This window comes from Azohydromonas lata (genome assembly GCF_034427735.1).
Classification (GTDB): domain Bacteria; phylum Pseudomonadota; class Gammaproteobacteria; order Burkholderiales; family Burkholderiaceae_C; genus Azohydromonas; species Azohydromonas lata.
In genome coordinates this window covers 1-15735 of sequence record NZ_JAXOJX010000024.1, presented here as the reverse complement: position 1 = coordinate 15735, position 15735 = coordinate 1, and the positions used below count along the sequence as shown (strand labels likewise).

The 15735-nt window shown below is 66.2% G+C and carries 15 protein-coding genes; 13 read left to right on the top strand and 2 right to left on the bottom strand.

The annotated features are described in order from the left end of the window. Positions 1-225 precede the first annotated feature (225 nt). From SM757_RS15270 to SM757_RS15220, 11 genes are all read left to right on the top strand, one after another. A complete protein-coding gene (locus tag SM757_RS15270) occupies positions 226-1911 on the top strand; it encodes an electron transfer flavoprotein-ubiquinone oxidoreductase (RefSeq protein WP_322466118.1) in 1686 nt (561 codons plus the stop codon). 82 nt (positions 1912-1993) lie between these two features. Next, entirely contained in the window at positions 1994-2413 is a 420-nt protein-coding gene (locus SM757_RS15265; protein WP_322466117.1) for a hypothetical protein, read from the top strand. Then, positions 2379-3140, top strand: a complete 762-nt coding sequence (locus SM757_RS15260; RefSeq protein WP_322466116.1) for an electron transfer flavoprotein subunit beta/FixA family protein — start codon at positions 2379-2381, stop codon at positions 3138-3140. The genes SM757_RS15265 and SM757_RS15260 overlap by 35 nt, the downstream gene beginning before the upstream one ends. A 1-nt stretch (position 3141) precedes the next feature. After that, the gene (locus SM757_RS15255) at positions 3142-4074 is read left to right on the top strand and encodes an electron transfer flavoprotein subunit alpha/FixB family protein (protein WP_322466115.1); all 933 of its coding nucleotides are present in this window, start codon (positions 3142-3144) and stop codon (positions 4072-4074) included. A gap of 116 nt (positions 4075-4190) precedes the next feature. Continuing rightward, positions 4191-5039, top strand: coding sequence for an FAS1-like dehydratase domain-containing protein (locus SM757_RS15250; protein ID WP_322466114.1), 849 nt, complete (start codon positions 4191-4193; stop codon positions 5037-5039). 17 nt (positions 5040-5056) lie between these two features. Continuing rightward, positions 5057-6220, top strand: a complete 1164-nt coding sequence (locus SM757_RS15245; RefSeq protein WP_322466113.1) for an acyl-CoA dehydrogenase family protein — start codon at positions 5057-5059, stop codon at positions 6218-6220. A 15-nt stretch (positions 6221-6235) separates the two neighbouring features. Beyond that, the gene (locus SM757_RS15240) at positions 6236-7432 is read left to right on the top strand and encodes a CaiB/BaiF CoA transferase family protein (protein ID WP_322466112.1); all 1197 of its coding nucleotides are present in this window, start codon (positions 6236-6238) and stop codon (positions 7430-7432) included. 104 nt (positions 7433-7536) lie between these two features. Next, complete coding sequence (locus SM757_RS15235; RefSeq protein WP_322466111.1) at positions 7537-8517, top strand: Bug family tripartite tricarboxylate transporter substrate binding protein; 981 nt, start codon at positions 7537-7539, stop codon at positions 8515-8517. A 26-nt stretch (positions 8518-8543) separates the two neighbouring features. Further along, positions 8544-9221: an alpha/beta hydrolase gene (locus SM757_RS15230; RefSeq protein ID WP_322466110.1), complete on the top strand. Its 678-nt coding sequence runs from the start codon at positions 8544-8546 to the stop codon at positions 9219-9221. Continuing rightward, on the top strand, positions 9218-10444 hold the full coding sequence (locus SM757_RS15225; RefSeq protein ID WP_322466109.1) for an MFS transporter: 1227 nt from the start codon (positions 9218-9220) through the stop codon (positions 10442-10444). The genes SM757_RS15230 and SM757_RS15225 overlap by 4 nt, the downstream gene beginning before the upstream one ends. 294 nt (positions 10445-10738) lie before the next feature. Further along, positions 10739-11617 carry an amino acid ABC transporter substrate-binding protein gene (locus SM757_RS15220; RefSeq protein WP_322466108.1) on the top strand — a complete coding sequence of 293 codons (879 nt, stop codon included), beginning with the start codon at positions 10739-10741 and terminating at the stop codon, positions 11615-11617. Here the strand turns inward: SM757_RS15220 and SM757_RS15215 are convergent, their stop codons facing one another. Next, positions 11618-12541 (bottom strand): LysR substrate-binding domain-containing protein, encoded by a 924-nt coding sequence (locus SM757_RS15215; RefSeq protein ID WP_322466107.1) that lies wholly within the window; start codon positions 12539-12541, stop codon positions 11618-11620. It lies immediately after the preceding gene. A gap of 262 nt (positions 12542-12803) precedes the next feature. Here SM757_RS15215 and SM757_RS15210 point away from each other — a divergent pair, with 262 nt between their 5' ends. Beyond that, positions 12804-13676, top strand: a complete 873-nt coding sequence (locus tag SM757_RS15210; protein ID WP_322466106.1) for an HpcH/HpaI aldolase/citrate lyase family protein — start codon at positions 12804-12806, stop codon at positions 13674-13676. Between the two features lie 79 nt (positions 13677-13755). Next, positions 13756-15237 carry a citrate lyase subunit alpha gene (gene citF, locus SM757_RS15205; protein ID WP_322466105.1) on the top strand — a complete coding sequence of 494 codons (1482 nt, stop codon included), beginning with the start codon at positions 13756-13758 and terminating at the stop codon, positions 15235-15237. Between the two features lie 177 nt (positions 15238-15414). On the opposite strand, the gene SM757_RS15200 is transcribed toward citF, so the two are convergent. Next, positions 15415-15735 (bottom strand): cold-shock protein (locus tag SM757_RS15200; RefSeq protein ID WP_322466104.1); only part of this gene is annotated, 321 nt, incomplete at its 5' end.

Genomic DNA, 15735 nt, shown 5'->3' with positions numbered 1-15735 from the left:
AGCAAACCGAGTCGAAGTGGCCTGCGGTTCAGGGCCGCAAGCAGTGCTTAAGGGGAGCTTTGGCAATTGCAAATTGCCGCTCGGACCCGCTTGGGCCACCCTGACGGCTTCCACCCCAAGTGCGTTGCAGGCCGGCCGGCAGCATGCCTTCCAGCGGTTCGCCAGATCGCTTCCAGGGCTTTGCCTGGCTGGATGTCAGCGGACTGAAGCTTTCAGGATGAATGAATGATTTCCCAGCAACTGCTCGAACAGTACGGCCCGCGCGAGTCCATGGACTACGACGTGGTGGTCGTCGGCGCCGGCCCCGCGGGCCTGTCCACCGCCATCCGGCTCAAGCAGCTCGCCGCCGCGGCGAATGCGGAGGTCTCGGTGGTGGTGCTGGAAAAGGGCTCCGAGCCCGGCGCCCACATCCTCTCCGGGGCCATCATGGACCCGATCGCGCTCAACGAGCTTTTCCCGGACTGGAAGGCCTTGGGCGCGCCGCTGAAGCAGCCCGTCACCGAGGACGAGTTCCTGTTCCTCTCCGAGACCGGCCAAAAGACCACCCCGCACGGCCTGCTGCCCGACTGCTTCAAGAACCATGGCAACTACATCGTCAGCCTGGGCGAGGTGACGCGCTGGCTGGCCGAACAGGCGGAAAGCCTGGGCGTGGAGATATTCCCCGGCTTCGCCGCGGCGGAAGTGCTCTATGCCGAGGACGGCCACGTGCGCGGCATCGCCACCGGCCACATGGGCCTGGGCAAGGACGGCGAGCCCACCGAGAGCTTCCAGCTCGGCATGGAATTGCTGGGCAAGTACACGGTGTTCGCCGAGGGCTCGCGCGGGCACCTGGGCAAGCAGCTCATCGCGCGCTTTAAGCTCGACGAGGGCAAGAACCCGCAGAGCTACGGCATCGGTCTGAAGGAGCTGTGGGAAGTGCCGGCCGCCAACCACAAGCCGGGCTTGGTGGTACACACTGCCGGCTGGCCGCTGGACCCGAACACCTACGGCGGCTCGTTCATCTACCACGCGGCCGACAACAGAATAGCGATCGGCTTTGTCGTGGGGCTGGACTACCAGAACCCGTGGCTGAGCCCGTTCGAGGAGTTTCAGCGCTTCAAGACGCACCCGGCCGTCAGGAAGCACCTGGAAGGCGGCAAGCGCATCAGCTACGGCGCGCGCGCCATCACCGCCGGCGGCCTGCTGAGCCTGCCCAAGACGGTTTTTCCGGGCGGCGCGCTGGTGGGCTGCGACGCGGGCTACCTCAACGCCAGCCGCATCAAGGGCAGCCACGGCGCGATCAAGACCGGCATGCTCTGCGCCGAGGCCACCTTTGAGGCGCTGCAGGCGGGCAGGAGCGGCGACGAGCTCACGGCCTATCCCGAGGCCTTCGCGAAGAGCTGGCTCTTTGATGAGCTGAACCAGGCCCGCAACTTCAAGCAGTGGTTCAAGAAGGGCCGCTCCACCGCCACGCTCATGACCGGCGTCGAGCAGTGGCTGCTGCCGCGGCTGGGCATGAAGAACCCGCCCTGGACCGTGAATCGCAAGCTGCCCGACCACGTCAGCCTGCGCCCGACCGCCGAGTTCGCGCCCATCGCGTACCCCAAGCCAGACGGCGTGCTCTCCTTCGACAAGCTGTCCTCGGTGTTCATCAGCAACACGAATCACGAGGAAAACCAGCCGGCGCACCTGACGCTCAAGGACGCGACGGTACCGACACGCATCAACCTGCCCACCTTTGCCGGCCCGGAGAACCGCTACTGCCCAGCGGGCGTGTACGAGTACGTCGCGGCCGAGGGCGGGGGACAGCGGCTGCAGATCAACGCCCAGAACTGCGTGCACTGCAAGACCTGCGACATCAAAGATCCGACGCAGAACATCGTCTGGGTCACGCCCGAAGGCGGCGGCGGGCCGAACTACGCGGGGATGTAGCCCATCGTGCGGTGAAACCGCCTTTTTTCGAGACCGCTGGAGTTGATGCGTTCTTGCCAATAGCTAACTCGATGTGAGCCCATTGGCCACAGGTATCTCAGTAGAAGCTGGACATGGATGTCGGGGAAATTTTGCTTCTCCGGCATGGCTGCGGCGTGTCTTCTTTGCTTTGCTTCAAATGGCGTTAATGCCCCCCGAATGCCCTGTTTGTGATTTGCAAATTGAAGTGGCAGCGAAAGGCAACCAAACTACAAGCATCGGATGTTTGCAGTTAATGAACTCAAGAAAGGATTATGTCGTGGCATACCTTCGAGAGTGCCTGGAATCCTTACGGCGCAGCCAAGGCGAGCCCCAATGGCGCATTCCCATTCTGCAAATGGAATTTCGTGTGACGTCGAATGAAAACCCCGTCGAAGGTGGCAATCGCGGCCTCGTGGAGCGGTTTTCGGAGCAGCAAAGGATTGACTATGAAAGTATTGGTGGCCGTGAAGAGGGTCATTGACTACAACGTCAAGGTCCGCGTGAAGAGCGATGGCAGCGGCGTGGACATGGCCGGCTTGAAAATGAGCATGAATCCTTTCGACGAAATAGCCGTCGAGGAGGCTGTCCGTCTCAAGGAAAAGGGCGTGGCCACCGAGATCATCGCCGTGTCCTGCGGCGCAAGCGCGTGCCAGGAAACGCTGCGCACCGCCCTGGCGATTGGCGCCGACCGCGCCATCCTGGTCGAGACCCCGGCTGATTCCTCCTTCGAACTACAGCCGCTGGCCGTGGCCAAGCTCCTCAAGGCCCTGGTGCACAAGGAACAGCCGGGCATGGTGATCCTGGGCAAGCAGGCCATCGACGACGACTGCAACCAGGTCGGCCAGATGCTCGCCGCGCTCACCGACATGCCGCAGGCGACCTTCGCCTCCAAGGTAGAAGTGGCTGACGGCAAGGCGCAGGTGACGCGCGAGGTGGACGGCGGCCTGGAGACGGTGTCGGTGACGCTGCCGGCGGTTGTGACGACCGACCTGCGGCTGAACGAGCCGCGCTACGTCACGCTGCCCAACATCATGAAGGCCAAGAAGAAGCCGCTGGAGAACGTCAAGCCGGCGGACCTGGGCGTGGACATAACGCCGCGCATCAGGACGCTCAACGTCAGCGAGCCGCCCAAGCGCGGCGCCGGCGTGAAGGTGCCCGACGTGGCCACCCTCGTGGACAAGCTCAAGAACGAAGCCAAGGTGATCTGACATGACCGCACTCGTCATCGCCGAACACGACAACGCGAGCCTGAAGGCCGCAACGCTCAATACCGTGACCGCTGCCGCCGCCTGCGGCGGCGAGGTGCACGTGCTGGTGGCTGGGGAGAACGCCGCCGCCGTCGCTCAAGCTGCCGCGCAGGTGCAGGGCGTGGCCAAGGTGCTGCACGCCGACTCGGCAGCACTCGGTGCGCAACTGGCCGAGAACGTGGCGGCGCAGGTGCTGGCCGTGGCCGGTGCCTACAGCCACATCCTGTTCCCCTCGACCGCTGCCGGGCGCAATGCCGCCCCGCGCGTGGCTGCGAAGCTAGACGTGGCGCAGCTCAGCGACATCACGAAGGTCCTGTCGGCAGACACCTTCGAGCGCCCCATCTATGCCGGCAATGCCATTGCCGCCGTGCAGAGCATGGACGCCGTGAAGGTCATCACCGTGCGCACGACGGGCTTCAACGCCGCGCCGGCCACGGGGGGTCATGCCGCTATCGAAGCCGTTGCCCCGGTCGATGCCAGTCGCAACAGCACCTTCGTCGGGCGTGAGCTGACCAAGTCGGATCGGCCCGAGCTGACGGCCGCCAAGATCATCGTCTCGGGTGGCCGGGCTCTGGGCTCGGCCGAAAAGTTCACTGAAGTGCTCACGCCGCTGGCCGACAAGCTCGGCGCCGCGCTGGGCGCCAGCCGCGCTGCGGTGGACGCGGGCTACGCCCCCAACGACTGGCAGGTCGGCCAGACCGGCAAGATCGTGGCGCCCACGCTGTACATCGCCTGCGGCATCTCGGGTGCGATCCAGCACCTGGCAGGCATGAAGGACTCCAAGGTGATCGTGGCGATCAACAAGGACCCGGAAGCGCCCATCTTCAGTATCGCGGACTACAGCCTGGAAGCCGACGTGTTCCAGGCCGTCCCGGAACTCGTGCGCGCGCTCTGACGCCTGGCGGCCTTAACGCACGGCTAAGGCCGGCTTTGGCATTCGCAAATTGCCCGCGCGGCGGCCAGCCCCCACGCTACGCCCTCGCAGCGTTGCCCCTGAGCAGGACTCCTTCCATGACCGACAACTCCATCCACCGCTGGCTTGGCCAGGTTGCCGAAACCCACGACGTGATCTCGCCCACGCCGGTGAAGCTGCTAGCGGCCACGCTGGACCGGGACACCGCCCCGGCCAATGCGGGCGACGCGCTGCCGCCGCTGTGGCACTGGCTGTACTTCCTGCCGAGCGACCGGCAATCCTCCATCGGCGCTGACGGCCATGCCAAGCGTGGCGGCTTCCTGCCGCCGGTGCCGCTGCCGCGGCGCATGTGGGCCGGCGGGCGGCTGAAGTTCCTGCGTCCGCTCGTAGTGGGCTCGGCCGTGCAGCGTGTCTCGCGCATCGCCGACATCAGCAGCAAGCAGGGCCGCACCGGCGAGCTGGTGTTCGTGCGCGTGCTGCACGAGATCTTCGACGGTGAGGGCGTCGCCATCACCGAAGAGCACGACATCGTCTACCGGGACATGCCGCAGCCGGGCGAGGCGCCCGTAGCGCCCAAGGCTGCGCCGACCGATGAGCAGTTCGGGCGCCGCATCACGCCCGACCCCGTGCTGCTGTTCCGCTACTCGGCGCTGACCTTCAACGGCCACCGCATCCACTACGACCGCAGCTACGTCACGCAGGAAGAGGGCTACCCGGGCCTGGTCGTGCACGGGCCGCTGATCGCCACGCTGCTGATCGAGGAACTGCAGCGCGCGCACTCGGCGCGCCGTATCGCCACCTTCGATTTCAAGGCCGTGAGCCCGCTGTTCGACATCGCGCCTTTCGAGGTGTGCGGCCGACTTGAAGGCGACGTGGCCACGCTGTGGGCCCGCGGCCCCGCAGGCCAGCTCGCCATGCAGGCCACCGCCACCCTCGCACAAGACTGATTGGAGACAAGAGCATCATGAAGCACCACACGCCCGACGAGTTCCAGGACATCCGCGACGCCGTGCGCGCCCTGTGCGCTGAGTTCCCGGACGAGTACCACCGCAAGGTGGACGAGCAGCGCGCCTATCCCGAGGCGTTCGTCAATGCGCTGACCCAGGCCGGCTGGATGGCAGCGCTGATCCCCGAGGAGTACGGCGGCTCGGGCCTGTCCATGGCCGCGGCATCGGTAATCATGGAAGAGATCAACCGCTCGGGCGGCAACTCCGGCGCCTGCCACGGGCAGATGTACGTGATGAACGCCATCGTGCGCAGCGGCTCCGCGGCGCAGAAGGATTTCTACCTGCCCAAGATCGCTGCTGGCGAGCTGCGCGTGCAGTCCATGGGCGTGACCGAGCCCACCACGGGCAGCGACACCACCAAGCTCAAGACCACCGCGGTGCGCAAGGACGGGCGCTGGGTCATCAACGGGCAGAAGGTGTGGATCTCGCGCATCCAGCACAGCGACATCATGATCCTGCTGGCGCGCACCACGCCGCTGGCCGAGGTGCAGAAGAAGACCGACGGACTCTCCTGCTTCCTGGTGGACCTCAAGACCGCCGTGGGCAACGGCCTGACGGTGCAGCCGATCCTGAACATGGTCAACCACGAGACCAATGAGCTGTTCTTCGACAACCTGGAGATTCCCGAGGAGAACCTGCTGGGCGTGGAAGGCAAGGGCTTTCGCACCATCCTTGATGGGCTCAACGCCGAGCGCACGCTGATCGCTGCGGAGTGCATCGGCGACGGCTACTGGTTCATCGACCGCGCCACGAAGTACGCCAACGAGCGAGTGGTGTTCGGCCGGCCCATCGGCCAGAACCAGGGCGTGCAGTTCCCCATCGCAGACGCCTTCATCGAGCTGGAGGCGGCCAACCTCATGCGCTGGAAGGCGTGCGAGAAAATTGACGCCCGCGAGAACGCCGGCGCCGAGGCCAACATGGCCAAGTACCTCGCGGCCAAGGCCAGCTGGGAGGCGGCCAACGTGTGCCTGCAGACGCACGGCGGCTTCGGCTTTGCCTGCGAATACGACATCGAGCGCAAGTTCCGCGAGACGCGGCTCTATCAGGTGGCGCCCATCTCCACCAACATGATCTTCAGCTACGTGGCCGAACACGTGCTGGGCCTGCCCAAGTCGTACTGAGGAAGGAACAGAGCCATGAGCAGCCTGCCTCTTAAGGGCATCACGGTGGTGTCGCTGGAGCACGCCATCGCGGCACCGTTTTGCACGCGCCAACTCGCCGACCTGGGCGCGCGCGTGATCAAGGTCGAGCGCCCGGGCAGCGGCGACTTCGCCCGGGGCTACGACGAGCGCGTCAAGGGGCTGGCTTCGCACTTCGTGTGGACCAACCGCTCCAAGGAAAGCATCACGCTGGACCTGAAGCAACCCGAGGCCGCGGCGGTGCTGGCCAAGCTGGTGGCGCAGGCCGACGTGCTGGTGCAGAACCTGGCACCCGGCGCGGCGGCGCGCATGGGGCTGTCCCACGCGGCGCTGTCGCAGGAGCACCCTCGCCTGATCGTGTGCGACATCTCCGGCTACGGCGATGACCCGGCCGCGCCGGGGCCGTTTCGCGACAAGAAGGCCTACGACCTGCTGATCCAGAGCGAGTCGGGCTTCCTGTCCATCACCGGCACGCCGGACGAACCGGCCAAGGCGGGCTGCTCCATCGCCGACATCGCCGCGGGCATGTATGCCTACACCAACATCCTCGCCGCGCTGCTGGAGCGCGCTCAGACGGGACAAGGCAAGCGCATCGACGTGTCGATGCTGGAGAGCATGGCCGAGTGGATGAGCTACCCGCTCTACTACGCCTTCGAGGGCGCCACGCCGCCGCCGCGCGCCGGCGCTGCGCACGCCACCATCTACCCCTACGGGCCGTTCCCCGCTGGAGACGGCAAGTCCGTGATGCTGGGCCTGCAAAACGAGCGCGAATGGGCGCTGTTCTGCAGCCAGGTGCTGCAGCAGCCTGATCTTGCGGCCAGCCCGGACTTCGCCTCCAACTCTCGCCGTGTGCAGAACCGGCAGGCGCTGCGGGCGTTGATTGTCGAGGCCTTCTCCACGCTTACCGCCCAGCAGGTGGTGGACCGCCTGGAGGCGGCGCAGATCGCCAATGCGCGCATCAACGACATGCACGACCTGTGGGAGCACGACCAGCTCAAGGCGCGATCGCGCTGGGTGGACGTGGACACGCCGGCCGGCCCCGTGCCGGCACTGCTGCCGCCTGGCCTCACCGGCCACGGCGACGTGCGCATGGACCCGGTGCCGGCGCTGGGCGAGCACACCGAAAGCATCCTGGCGCAGCTGGGTTACTCGGCGCCCGACATCGCGGCATTGCGCGAACACAAGGCGATCTGACCCCCGGCGGTCCGATTGCGCCCGCCCACACCGAGCCTTCTTCACACGAGCCCGGGCCGCGAAAGCGGGCCGCAACCTCGCCATTCCCGACAGGAGACAAGAGCATGAAATTTGCCCCACCGCTGCTTGCCGGCACCGCACTGCTGTTCACGGCGTCGCTGGCCCTGGCGCAGGGTGACGCCTACCCGAGCAAGCCCATCACCCTGGTCATCCCGTTTTCCGCCGGCGGCCCAACCGACGTGGTGGCCCGGTCGCTGGGCGTGGCTTTGACCAAGACCATCGGCAAGCCCGTCGTGGTGGAAAACAAGACGGGCGCCGGCGGCACGCTGGCCGCGGGCTACGTGGCCAAGGCCGCGCCCGACGGCTACACGCTGCTGCTGCACCACAACGGCATGGCCACGGCGCCGGCGCTCTACCGCAAACTGCCGTTCTCGCCCCTCAACGACTTCGAGCCCATCAGCCAGGTCATCGACGTGCCCATGACGCTTGTGGGTCGCAAGGACCTGCCCGCGAAGAGCCTGAAGGAACTGCTGCCTTACCTGAAGGCCAATGCCGAGAAGGTCAACGTCGCACACGCCGGGCTGGGCGCGGTGTCGCAGCTGTGCAGCCTGCTGTTTCGCCAAGCCATCGGCCAGAACTTCCAGACCGTGCCCTACCAGGGCACGGCCCCGGCCATGAACGCGCTGCTGGGCTCGCAAGTGGACCTGCTGTGCGACCAGACCACCAGCACCACGACCTTCATCAAGGCCGACAAAGTCAATCTCTACGGCGTCACCACCACGCAGCGCATCCCGGCCATGCCTGACGTGCCGACGCTGGCCGAGCAGGGCCTCAAGGGCTTCAACATGGTGGTTTGGCACGGCCTGTACGCGCCCAAGGGCACGCCGCAGGTGGTGGTGCAAAAGATCAACACCGCCTTCCGCGCGGCGCTCAAGGAGCCTGCTTTTCAGCAGCAAATGAAGGAGCTGGGCGCGCAGATCGTGCCCGAGGACAAGCAGACGCCCGAGGGGCTGCGTAGCTGGCTCAAGGCGGAGACCGACCGCTGGGGCCCGCTGATTAAGGCTGCAGGCGTGTACGCTGACTGACTTGCCGCTGCAATGAAGGACACGCCATGCATGCACCGCTGACCCTGTTCGGGCGTGCCCTCGACACCCGCGGCGCCGTGCTGGTGGAAGGGCCTGCCGGCGCGATGGAGGTTTTCATCGACGCGCCAGCCCATGCATCCCGCGGCGTGGCGGTGGTGGCCCATCCCCAGCCGCTGCTCGGTGGCAGCGCGCAGCACAAGATCCCGCAGCTGCTGGCCCGCGCGCTGCGCGACGAGGGATGGTTGAGCCTGCGACCGAATTTCCGGGGCGTGGGCGCCAGCCAGGGCAAGCACGATCATGGCGTCGGCGAGGCACAGGACCTGCTGGCGCTGGCCGAGCGGCTGCGCGCCGAGCACGAGGGCATGCCACTGGCCCTGATCGGCTTTTCGTTCGGCGCCTTCGTGCAGGCGCACGTTGCGCGGCGGCTGGCGGACGCCGGTCGGCCAGCGGCGCGCGTGGTGCTGGCCGGCATGCCGTCCGGCGAGGTGCAAAGCGGACGGCGCTTCGAGACGCCGGCCGCTGGGGACGAGGCCCTGGTCATCCACGGCGAGTTCGATGAAACCGTGCCACTGCCCAACGTGCTGGACTGGGCCCGCCCCATCGCCAAGCCGGTGGTCGTCGTACCAGGCGCGGACCATTTCTTCTCCGGAAAACTGCCGCTGTTGCGCTCGCTGACCGTAAGTCACCTGTCGTCGTGCCGATGACGCAACCCGAAGCACGGCAACCCGGCACGACTTCTTCACTGCTCATCACGCTGGCGATGCAGTCGCTCGCCTCGGCCGCAGTCATTGCGCCGACGGTAGTGGCCGCGGGATTGTTGGCACGCATGGGCTTGCCAACCGCAGCGGTGGGCATCTACGTGGCGCTGGTGTACCTCGGGGCTATGGTCGCCAGCGTGCTTGGCATGCCGATCATCGCCCGGCACGGAGCTATCCGTACCAGCCAATGCGCTCTGGGCCTGTGCGCACTGGGCTTGGCCCTGGTTGCCACAGGCCTGCTGCCACTGGCGCTGGCCGGTGCCCTGGTGCTCGGCCTGGGCTACGGGCCGATGACGCCCGCGAGTTCCCACATCCTGGCCCGCACGACGCCCGCTCACCGCATGGGCATGGTGTTTTCAGTCAAGCAGACCGGGGTACCGCTGGGCGGCGTCATTGCAGGTCTCGTGGTGCCGGCACTGGCGCTGGGTGCCGGCGCTGCCATTGCCTTGTGGGTAGTGGCCGCAGCCGCTGCCCTGTGCGCGTTGCCTGCGCAAACACTGCGCGCCTCGCTGGATGTAGGCCTGTCGCGCGGCAATGGCTGGCCCGCGTTGGACGCGCTGCTGCAGCCGGTGCGGGTGGTGTGGCAGGCACCGAGGTTGCGCACACTCGCGCTGTGCTCCTTCATCTTCTCTGCCGTTCAGGTCTGCCTGACCGCCTACCTCGTGAGCTACCTGACAGCGCAGTTGCATTGGACGCTGGTAGCGGCCGGCGCGGCATTGTCGATGTCGCAGACTGCTGGTGTCGTGGGCCGGGTGTTGTGGGGATGGGTGGCTGACAACGGGCCAGGAGCGCGGTTCACGCTTATTGGCCTGTGCGGCCTGATGATGGTTTGCGGCATGCTGATGCCGCTGTTCGGCCCACCCACGCCCACCGGGGCAGTGCTTGCAGTCCTGCTGGTCTACGGCGCCACGGCGCTGGGCTGGAACGGGGTCTACCTGGCTGCGGTCGCGCGCCTGGCAGGCGCTAGCCAGGCCGGCATGGCAACAGGAGGCACGCTGGCCTTCACGTACCTGGGCGTGGTGATCACGCCGCCGTTGTTTGGCTTGATTGCCAATGAATGGAGCAATTTCGGACTGGCCTACGCAATCGGGTCCGTGCCGCTCGGGCTGTGCCTGGGGGCCATGTGGCGCGCGTGGCCACGTGAGAAGCCCACATTCGGTGGCGCGTAGCCGTTGGTAGGGCAACACGCCTGAAAAGACATCATCCATCCTGTAGCCTTGCAAGGCAGTAAAGGTACGTTCTCAACAAGTCTTGAATTGACTGTCTTCATGGGTATCACGCCCGAGCATGGAATGCCGAGAAAAATTCTATGGCAGTCATTTGCCGATCCATTTCTAAGATGGGCGGCTGGGACGCCTGGAGAGCGCCCCCGAAGAATACTCGGGCTGTCCAGCGCGCTTTTTGAGATCTTCTCTCCACTCGCTTTGGCAAGTACGCACATGACACTGAGTTCGAAACCGACCATGATCGCCGCCATGCTGGGCGCCGCACTGCTGTGTACGTGCGCATCCGCTCAGGTGCCCGACACGCTGCAGAAGATCAAGGACAGTGGTGTCATCAATCTTGGCGGGCGCGACGCCTCGTTCCCGTTCTCGTACAAGATCAATGCCAACAGCGACCCGATCGGCTACTCGGCAGACCTGTGCATGAAGATCGTGGAATCGGTCAAGACCAAGCTGGCCCTGCCGAACCTGAAAGTGCAATACACGGTCGTGACGCCGTCCAATCGCATCCCGCTGGTGCAAAACGGCACCGTGGACCTGGAGTGCAGTACCACGACCAACACCGAGGCTCGTCAGCAGCAGGTCGATTTTGCTCCCACGCACTTCGTGGCCAGCGTCGGTGCGGCAGTCAAGAAAGCCAGCGGCATCAATTCCTTTGCCGATTTGAGCGGTAAGACTGTCGCGACGGTGACAGGCAGCACGTCCATCCAGCTCATGCGCGGCTACCGCAGGGCGGAGAACGCGGACATGGTTGAGATTTCCGGCAAGGACACTTCCGAAACCTTCCTGCTGCTGTCCAGCGACCGTGCGGCGGCCATGATCCTTGACGACGTGCAGCTCGCCGGCCTCATTGCGCGTTCTGGCAATCCCGGGGGCTACAAGCTCCTTGGTGAGCGCCTGCGCAGCGAACCCTATGGCTTCATGCTGCGCAAGAATGATCCCCGCTTCAAGGAGCTGGTGGACCAGACACTCATCGGGTTGATGAAGAGCGGCGAGATCAACGAGATCTACGCCAAGTGGTTCACCCGCCCTGTGCCGCCGGCCAATGCCAATCTCAACTTCCCGATGAATGAAGGCACGCGCGAGGCGCTCCAGCGCCCCAACAACAAGGGCGTGTGATCAATCCGGACCGCCGGACTCACCAGCGGCATCGGCTTGCAGCATCTCCACCAACTCGCGCGCGAAGCCGGGCAGCAGCTCGAAGCTGCGCGCGCACAGCTGCAGCCGGCGCAGCGACCAGGCATCAGACAGCTCCAGGATTTGAATGGGTAGCTGTTCACGGTAGCGATGCGCCGCTGATTCCGGCATCACGCCCAGCCCCACATCGGCGGCAATCATGCGACAGCACACTTCGAAGCTGCCGGCCTGGATACGCAGCTTGAAGGCCCGGCCCACGTCCATGGCCTTTTGCGTGAGGAACGCGTGCAGCCCTGTGCCTTCCTGCAGGCCCACGTGGTCATGCTCCAAGGTGTCGGTAAACGAGACGGTGCCGTGACCGGCCAGAGGATGCTCCAGCGGCGTGACCAGTACCAGGCGGTCGCTGCGCCAGGGCAGCACTTCCAACCCTTCGGTGCGTACCGGGCCCGAGACGATGCCCAAGTCCGTCTGCCCTTCTGTCACCGCGCGCACGATGTCGCCACTGGGGCGCTCGCGCAGGTCGATGCTGACGTCGCGGTGAGTAGCCAGGTAGCGGCTGAGCACTGGGGGCAGAAACTCCGCCATGGCTGTGATGCTTGCGAACACCCGCAGGTGGCCCTTAACTCCCTCGCCATACTCCTGCAGGTCGCTGCGCAGGTGCTCTATCTGGCCCAGTACCGCGCGCGCGTGGTGCACGAAAGCCTGGCCCGGCGGGGTGAGCGTCACGCCCTGGCTGCTGCGGTAGAGCAGCCGTGCGCCGATGGCTTCCTCCAGGTTCTTGATGCGCACGCTGACTGCGGCGGCGGAAAGGTGGCACCGCTCGGCGCCGCGCGTGAGGCTGTTGGCCTCGGCAATGGCCACCAGCAAGCGCATGTCGGTCAGGTCGAAATGCACCGTCTTGCGCATGAAGAACTCCCAAAAAATGCGTCGGCAGGTTACCTCAGTGGCACACAACACGCCGCGGACCTGCCCGTGTTCGGACCTACTGACCGGATGCGCCGCCCGGCACTCCGGCGCGTTAGGTTTGGGTTAAGCCCACCTTCCAAATTCACAAATGGCACGTCAGGAGGCGGTTTCACACAATCGTGACACCAGCGCGCCCGCACTCGCCACGAGAGCGGCAGCTCCGCATGCCCCGACGCAACCCGGCTGAGTAGGCCCTCAAACCATGACCTCACCTTCCGCCCAGATTTCAATTAGTGCCGTGCACCCGGCCCTGGCCGAGGCCCGTAGCTTCCTCTTCGTACCCGGCAACCGGTCCGAGCGATTTGAAAAGGCCATCCGCGCCGGCGCGGACGCCGTGATCCTGGATCTGGAGGATGCCGTGCCGGTGGCGGACAAGGACTCTGCACGTGCGGCAATCCGCTCGCAATGGGACGCGCTTGCAGCGTTGGGCCTACCGTTGGTGGTGCGGATAAACAGCGAAGGCTCTTCTGCTTTCGAGGCCGACGTGCAGGCCGCGGCCGCGCTACCGGGCTTGGCGGGCGTAATGCTGCCTAAGGCTGAGTCCGCCGCCACGCTGCAGCGCCTGCACGAACGCCTGCCGGACGTCGCGCTGGTACCGCTGATCGAGAGCGCGGCTGGGTTGGACGCGGTCAAGGCAATTGCCGCGGCGCCGGGCGTACTGCGGCTGGCAGTGGGCCACATCGACTTCATGGCCGACTTGGGGTTCAGCTGCGGCGAGGACGAGTCCGAGTTGCTGCCGCTGCGCTTCGCGGTGGTCCTGGCCACGCGGCTGGCCCGGCTAGCGCCGGCCATCGACGGTGTCACGGTGCAGACCGGTGACGAGGAGCGACTGCGCAGCGACACGCTGCGCGCGCGCCGCCTGGGTTACGGCGGCAAGCTGTGCATTCATCCGAAGCAGCCGGCTGGGGTGCACACAGCCTTCGCGCCCGGCGAACAGGAAGTAGCCTGGGCGCGCCGCGTGGTGCAGGCCGATGCGCAGTCCGGCGGCGCCGCCGTGCAGCTTGACGGCCGCATGGTGGACGCACCGGTGGTGCTGCAGGCCCGGCGCACGCTGACGCGAGCCGACCGAAGCTGAGAACCCGACGCACGCACCCATGGACGCTAGCCGCTCTTCTCTCGCGCCTCTTCCCGATCACATTGCCGGCTATGGTCCTGTGCGTCCCTACGCCGGGCACTGCTCGGCCCCGGCGGGCGCGCAGGCGCATCCGGCCCCAGTGCGGCTCAACGGCGACAGCCGCAGCAAGCTGCTGTCCACCATCAGCCTGGCCTTCGACGCCTGCGGCATTCGCGACGGAGCGACGCTGTCCTTCCACCATCACCTGCGCAACGGCGACCAGGTGCTCAACCTGGTGCTGGCCGAGGCCGCCGCGCGTGGCCTGCGCGACCTCACGGTGGCGGCCAGCTCGCTGTTCCCGGTGCACGAGCCACTGGTGACGCACCTGCGCTCGGGCGTGGTGACACGGCTGCACACGGCCTACATGTCGGGGCCGGTGGCTGACGCGGTGTCGCGCGGCGTGCTGGCCACGCCGGTGGTCATGACCACGCACGGCGGCCGGGCCCGCGCCATCGAGTCCGGCGAACTGCGGATCGACGTGGCCTTCATCGCTGCGCCCGCGGCCGACCGCTGCGGTAACCTCAACGGCGTGGAGGGCCCTGCGGCCTGCGGCCCGCTGGGCTACGCCATGGTGGACGCGCAGCACGCGGCCCACGTGGTGGCCATCACGGACCACGTGGTGCCGTACCCGGCGTGCCCCATCGACATCGCGCAGGAACGCGTGGACTTCGTGGTGACGGTGGATTCCATCGGCGACGCGGGCGGTATCCTCTCGGGCACCACGCGACCTACTACCGACCCCGTCGGGCTGCAGATCGCCGCTAACGCCACCCGCGTCATCGAGGCCTCGGGCCTGCTGGACGAGGACTTCTCGTTCCAGACCGGCGCCGGCGGTATCTCGCTGGCCGTGGCAGACCAGTTACGCAGCGTGATGCGGCGCCGCAGCGTGCAGGGCAGCTTCGCCGCTGGCGGCGTCACGGGCTACCTGTGCGACATGCTCGACGAGGGGCTGTTCCGTGCCCTTTTCGACGTCCAGTGTTTCGACCTGCGCGCTGTGGACTCGTACCGGCGCGATGCACGCCATATGGCGATGTCGGCATCCCTGTACGCCAATCCGCATGGAAAGGGCGCGGTGGTGGACCAGCTCGGCGCCATGATCCTGGGCGCGGCGCAGGTGGACCTGGATTTCAACGTCAATGTCACCACCGGCAGCCACGGGCGGATTCTGGGGGGCTCCGGCGGCCATGCCGACACGGCCGACGGAGCACGTCTGGCCATCGTCACCACCACACTGACCTCGCGCGCCGGCCTCAAGCTCGTGGAGCGGGTGGGGTGCATTACCACGCCTGGCTCTACCGTGGACGTGGTGGTGACGGAGGCGGGCGTTGCGGTCAATCCCCGCCGCGAGGAAATGGCGCAGCGGCTCAAGGCTGCAGGACTGCCGGTGTGTGCCATGACGCAGCTGCAGCGCCTGACAGGGCAAGGCCCGACACGGCAAGCGCCTGCCCGTGACGGCCGCATCGCTGCCGTCGTCCAGTACCGCGACGGTACGGTCATCGACGTGGTGCGGGTGGCGAAATAGGCTTTCCCGGTGCGGCATGCGTCATTTGGCCTATAAGAGCAAATTGAATGGGCGCTCCTACTCAAATTGGCGTCAGCGTGCCAGGGGCAGTCAAGACATGATGACAGAGACCTATCCGAACGTTTAGTGTGATCAGTTCGGTATTGGTTGAGTTGACATAAAGCCCGATACCCCATTTTAGGCTGGCAATATCTGGCCGGGCAATATCCAAACCCTCGGCGCAATGGGTCCACGCTCTCCGCGGCTGTATTCATAGGACACGCGCATGCCGATTTGCAGCCGCTGCGCCTCCCCAGGCGCCAAGGAGCTGAAGGGGAAAAAGATATTGTCCCCGCCGGCATCGAGCTGGATAAAGCCGTAGGTATCCCGAAGATTGAGAATGTGGCCCTGCTGCGTGGAGCCGACCTCTGGCGGCGCCGTCAACACGCCGATGGTGGTGGTCAGCGGACTCGGGATAGAGGAGGGGCGGTATTCCGGGCGGTGGAACAGGCCGTCCAC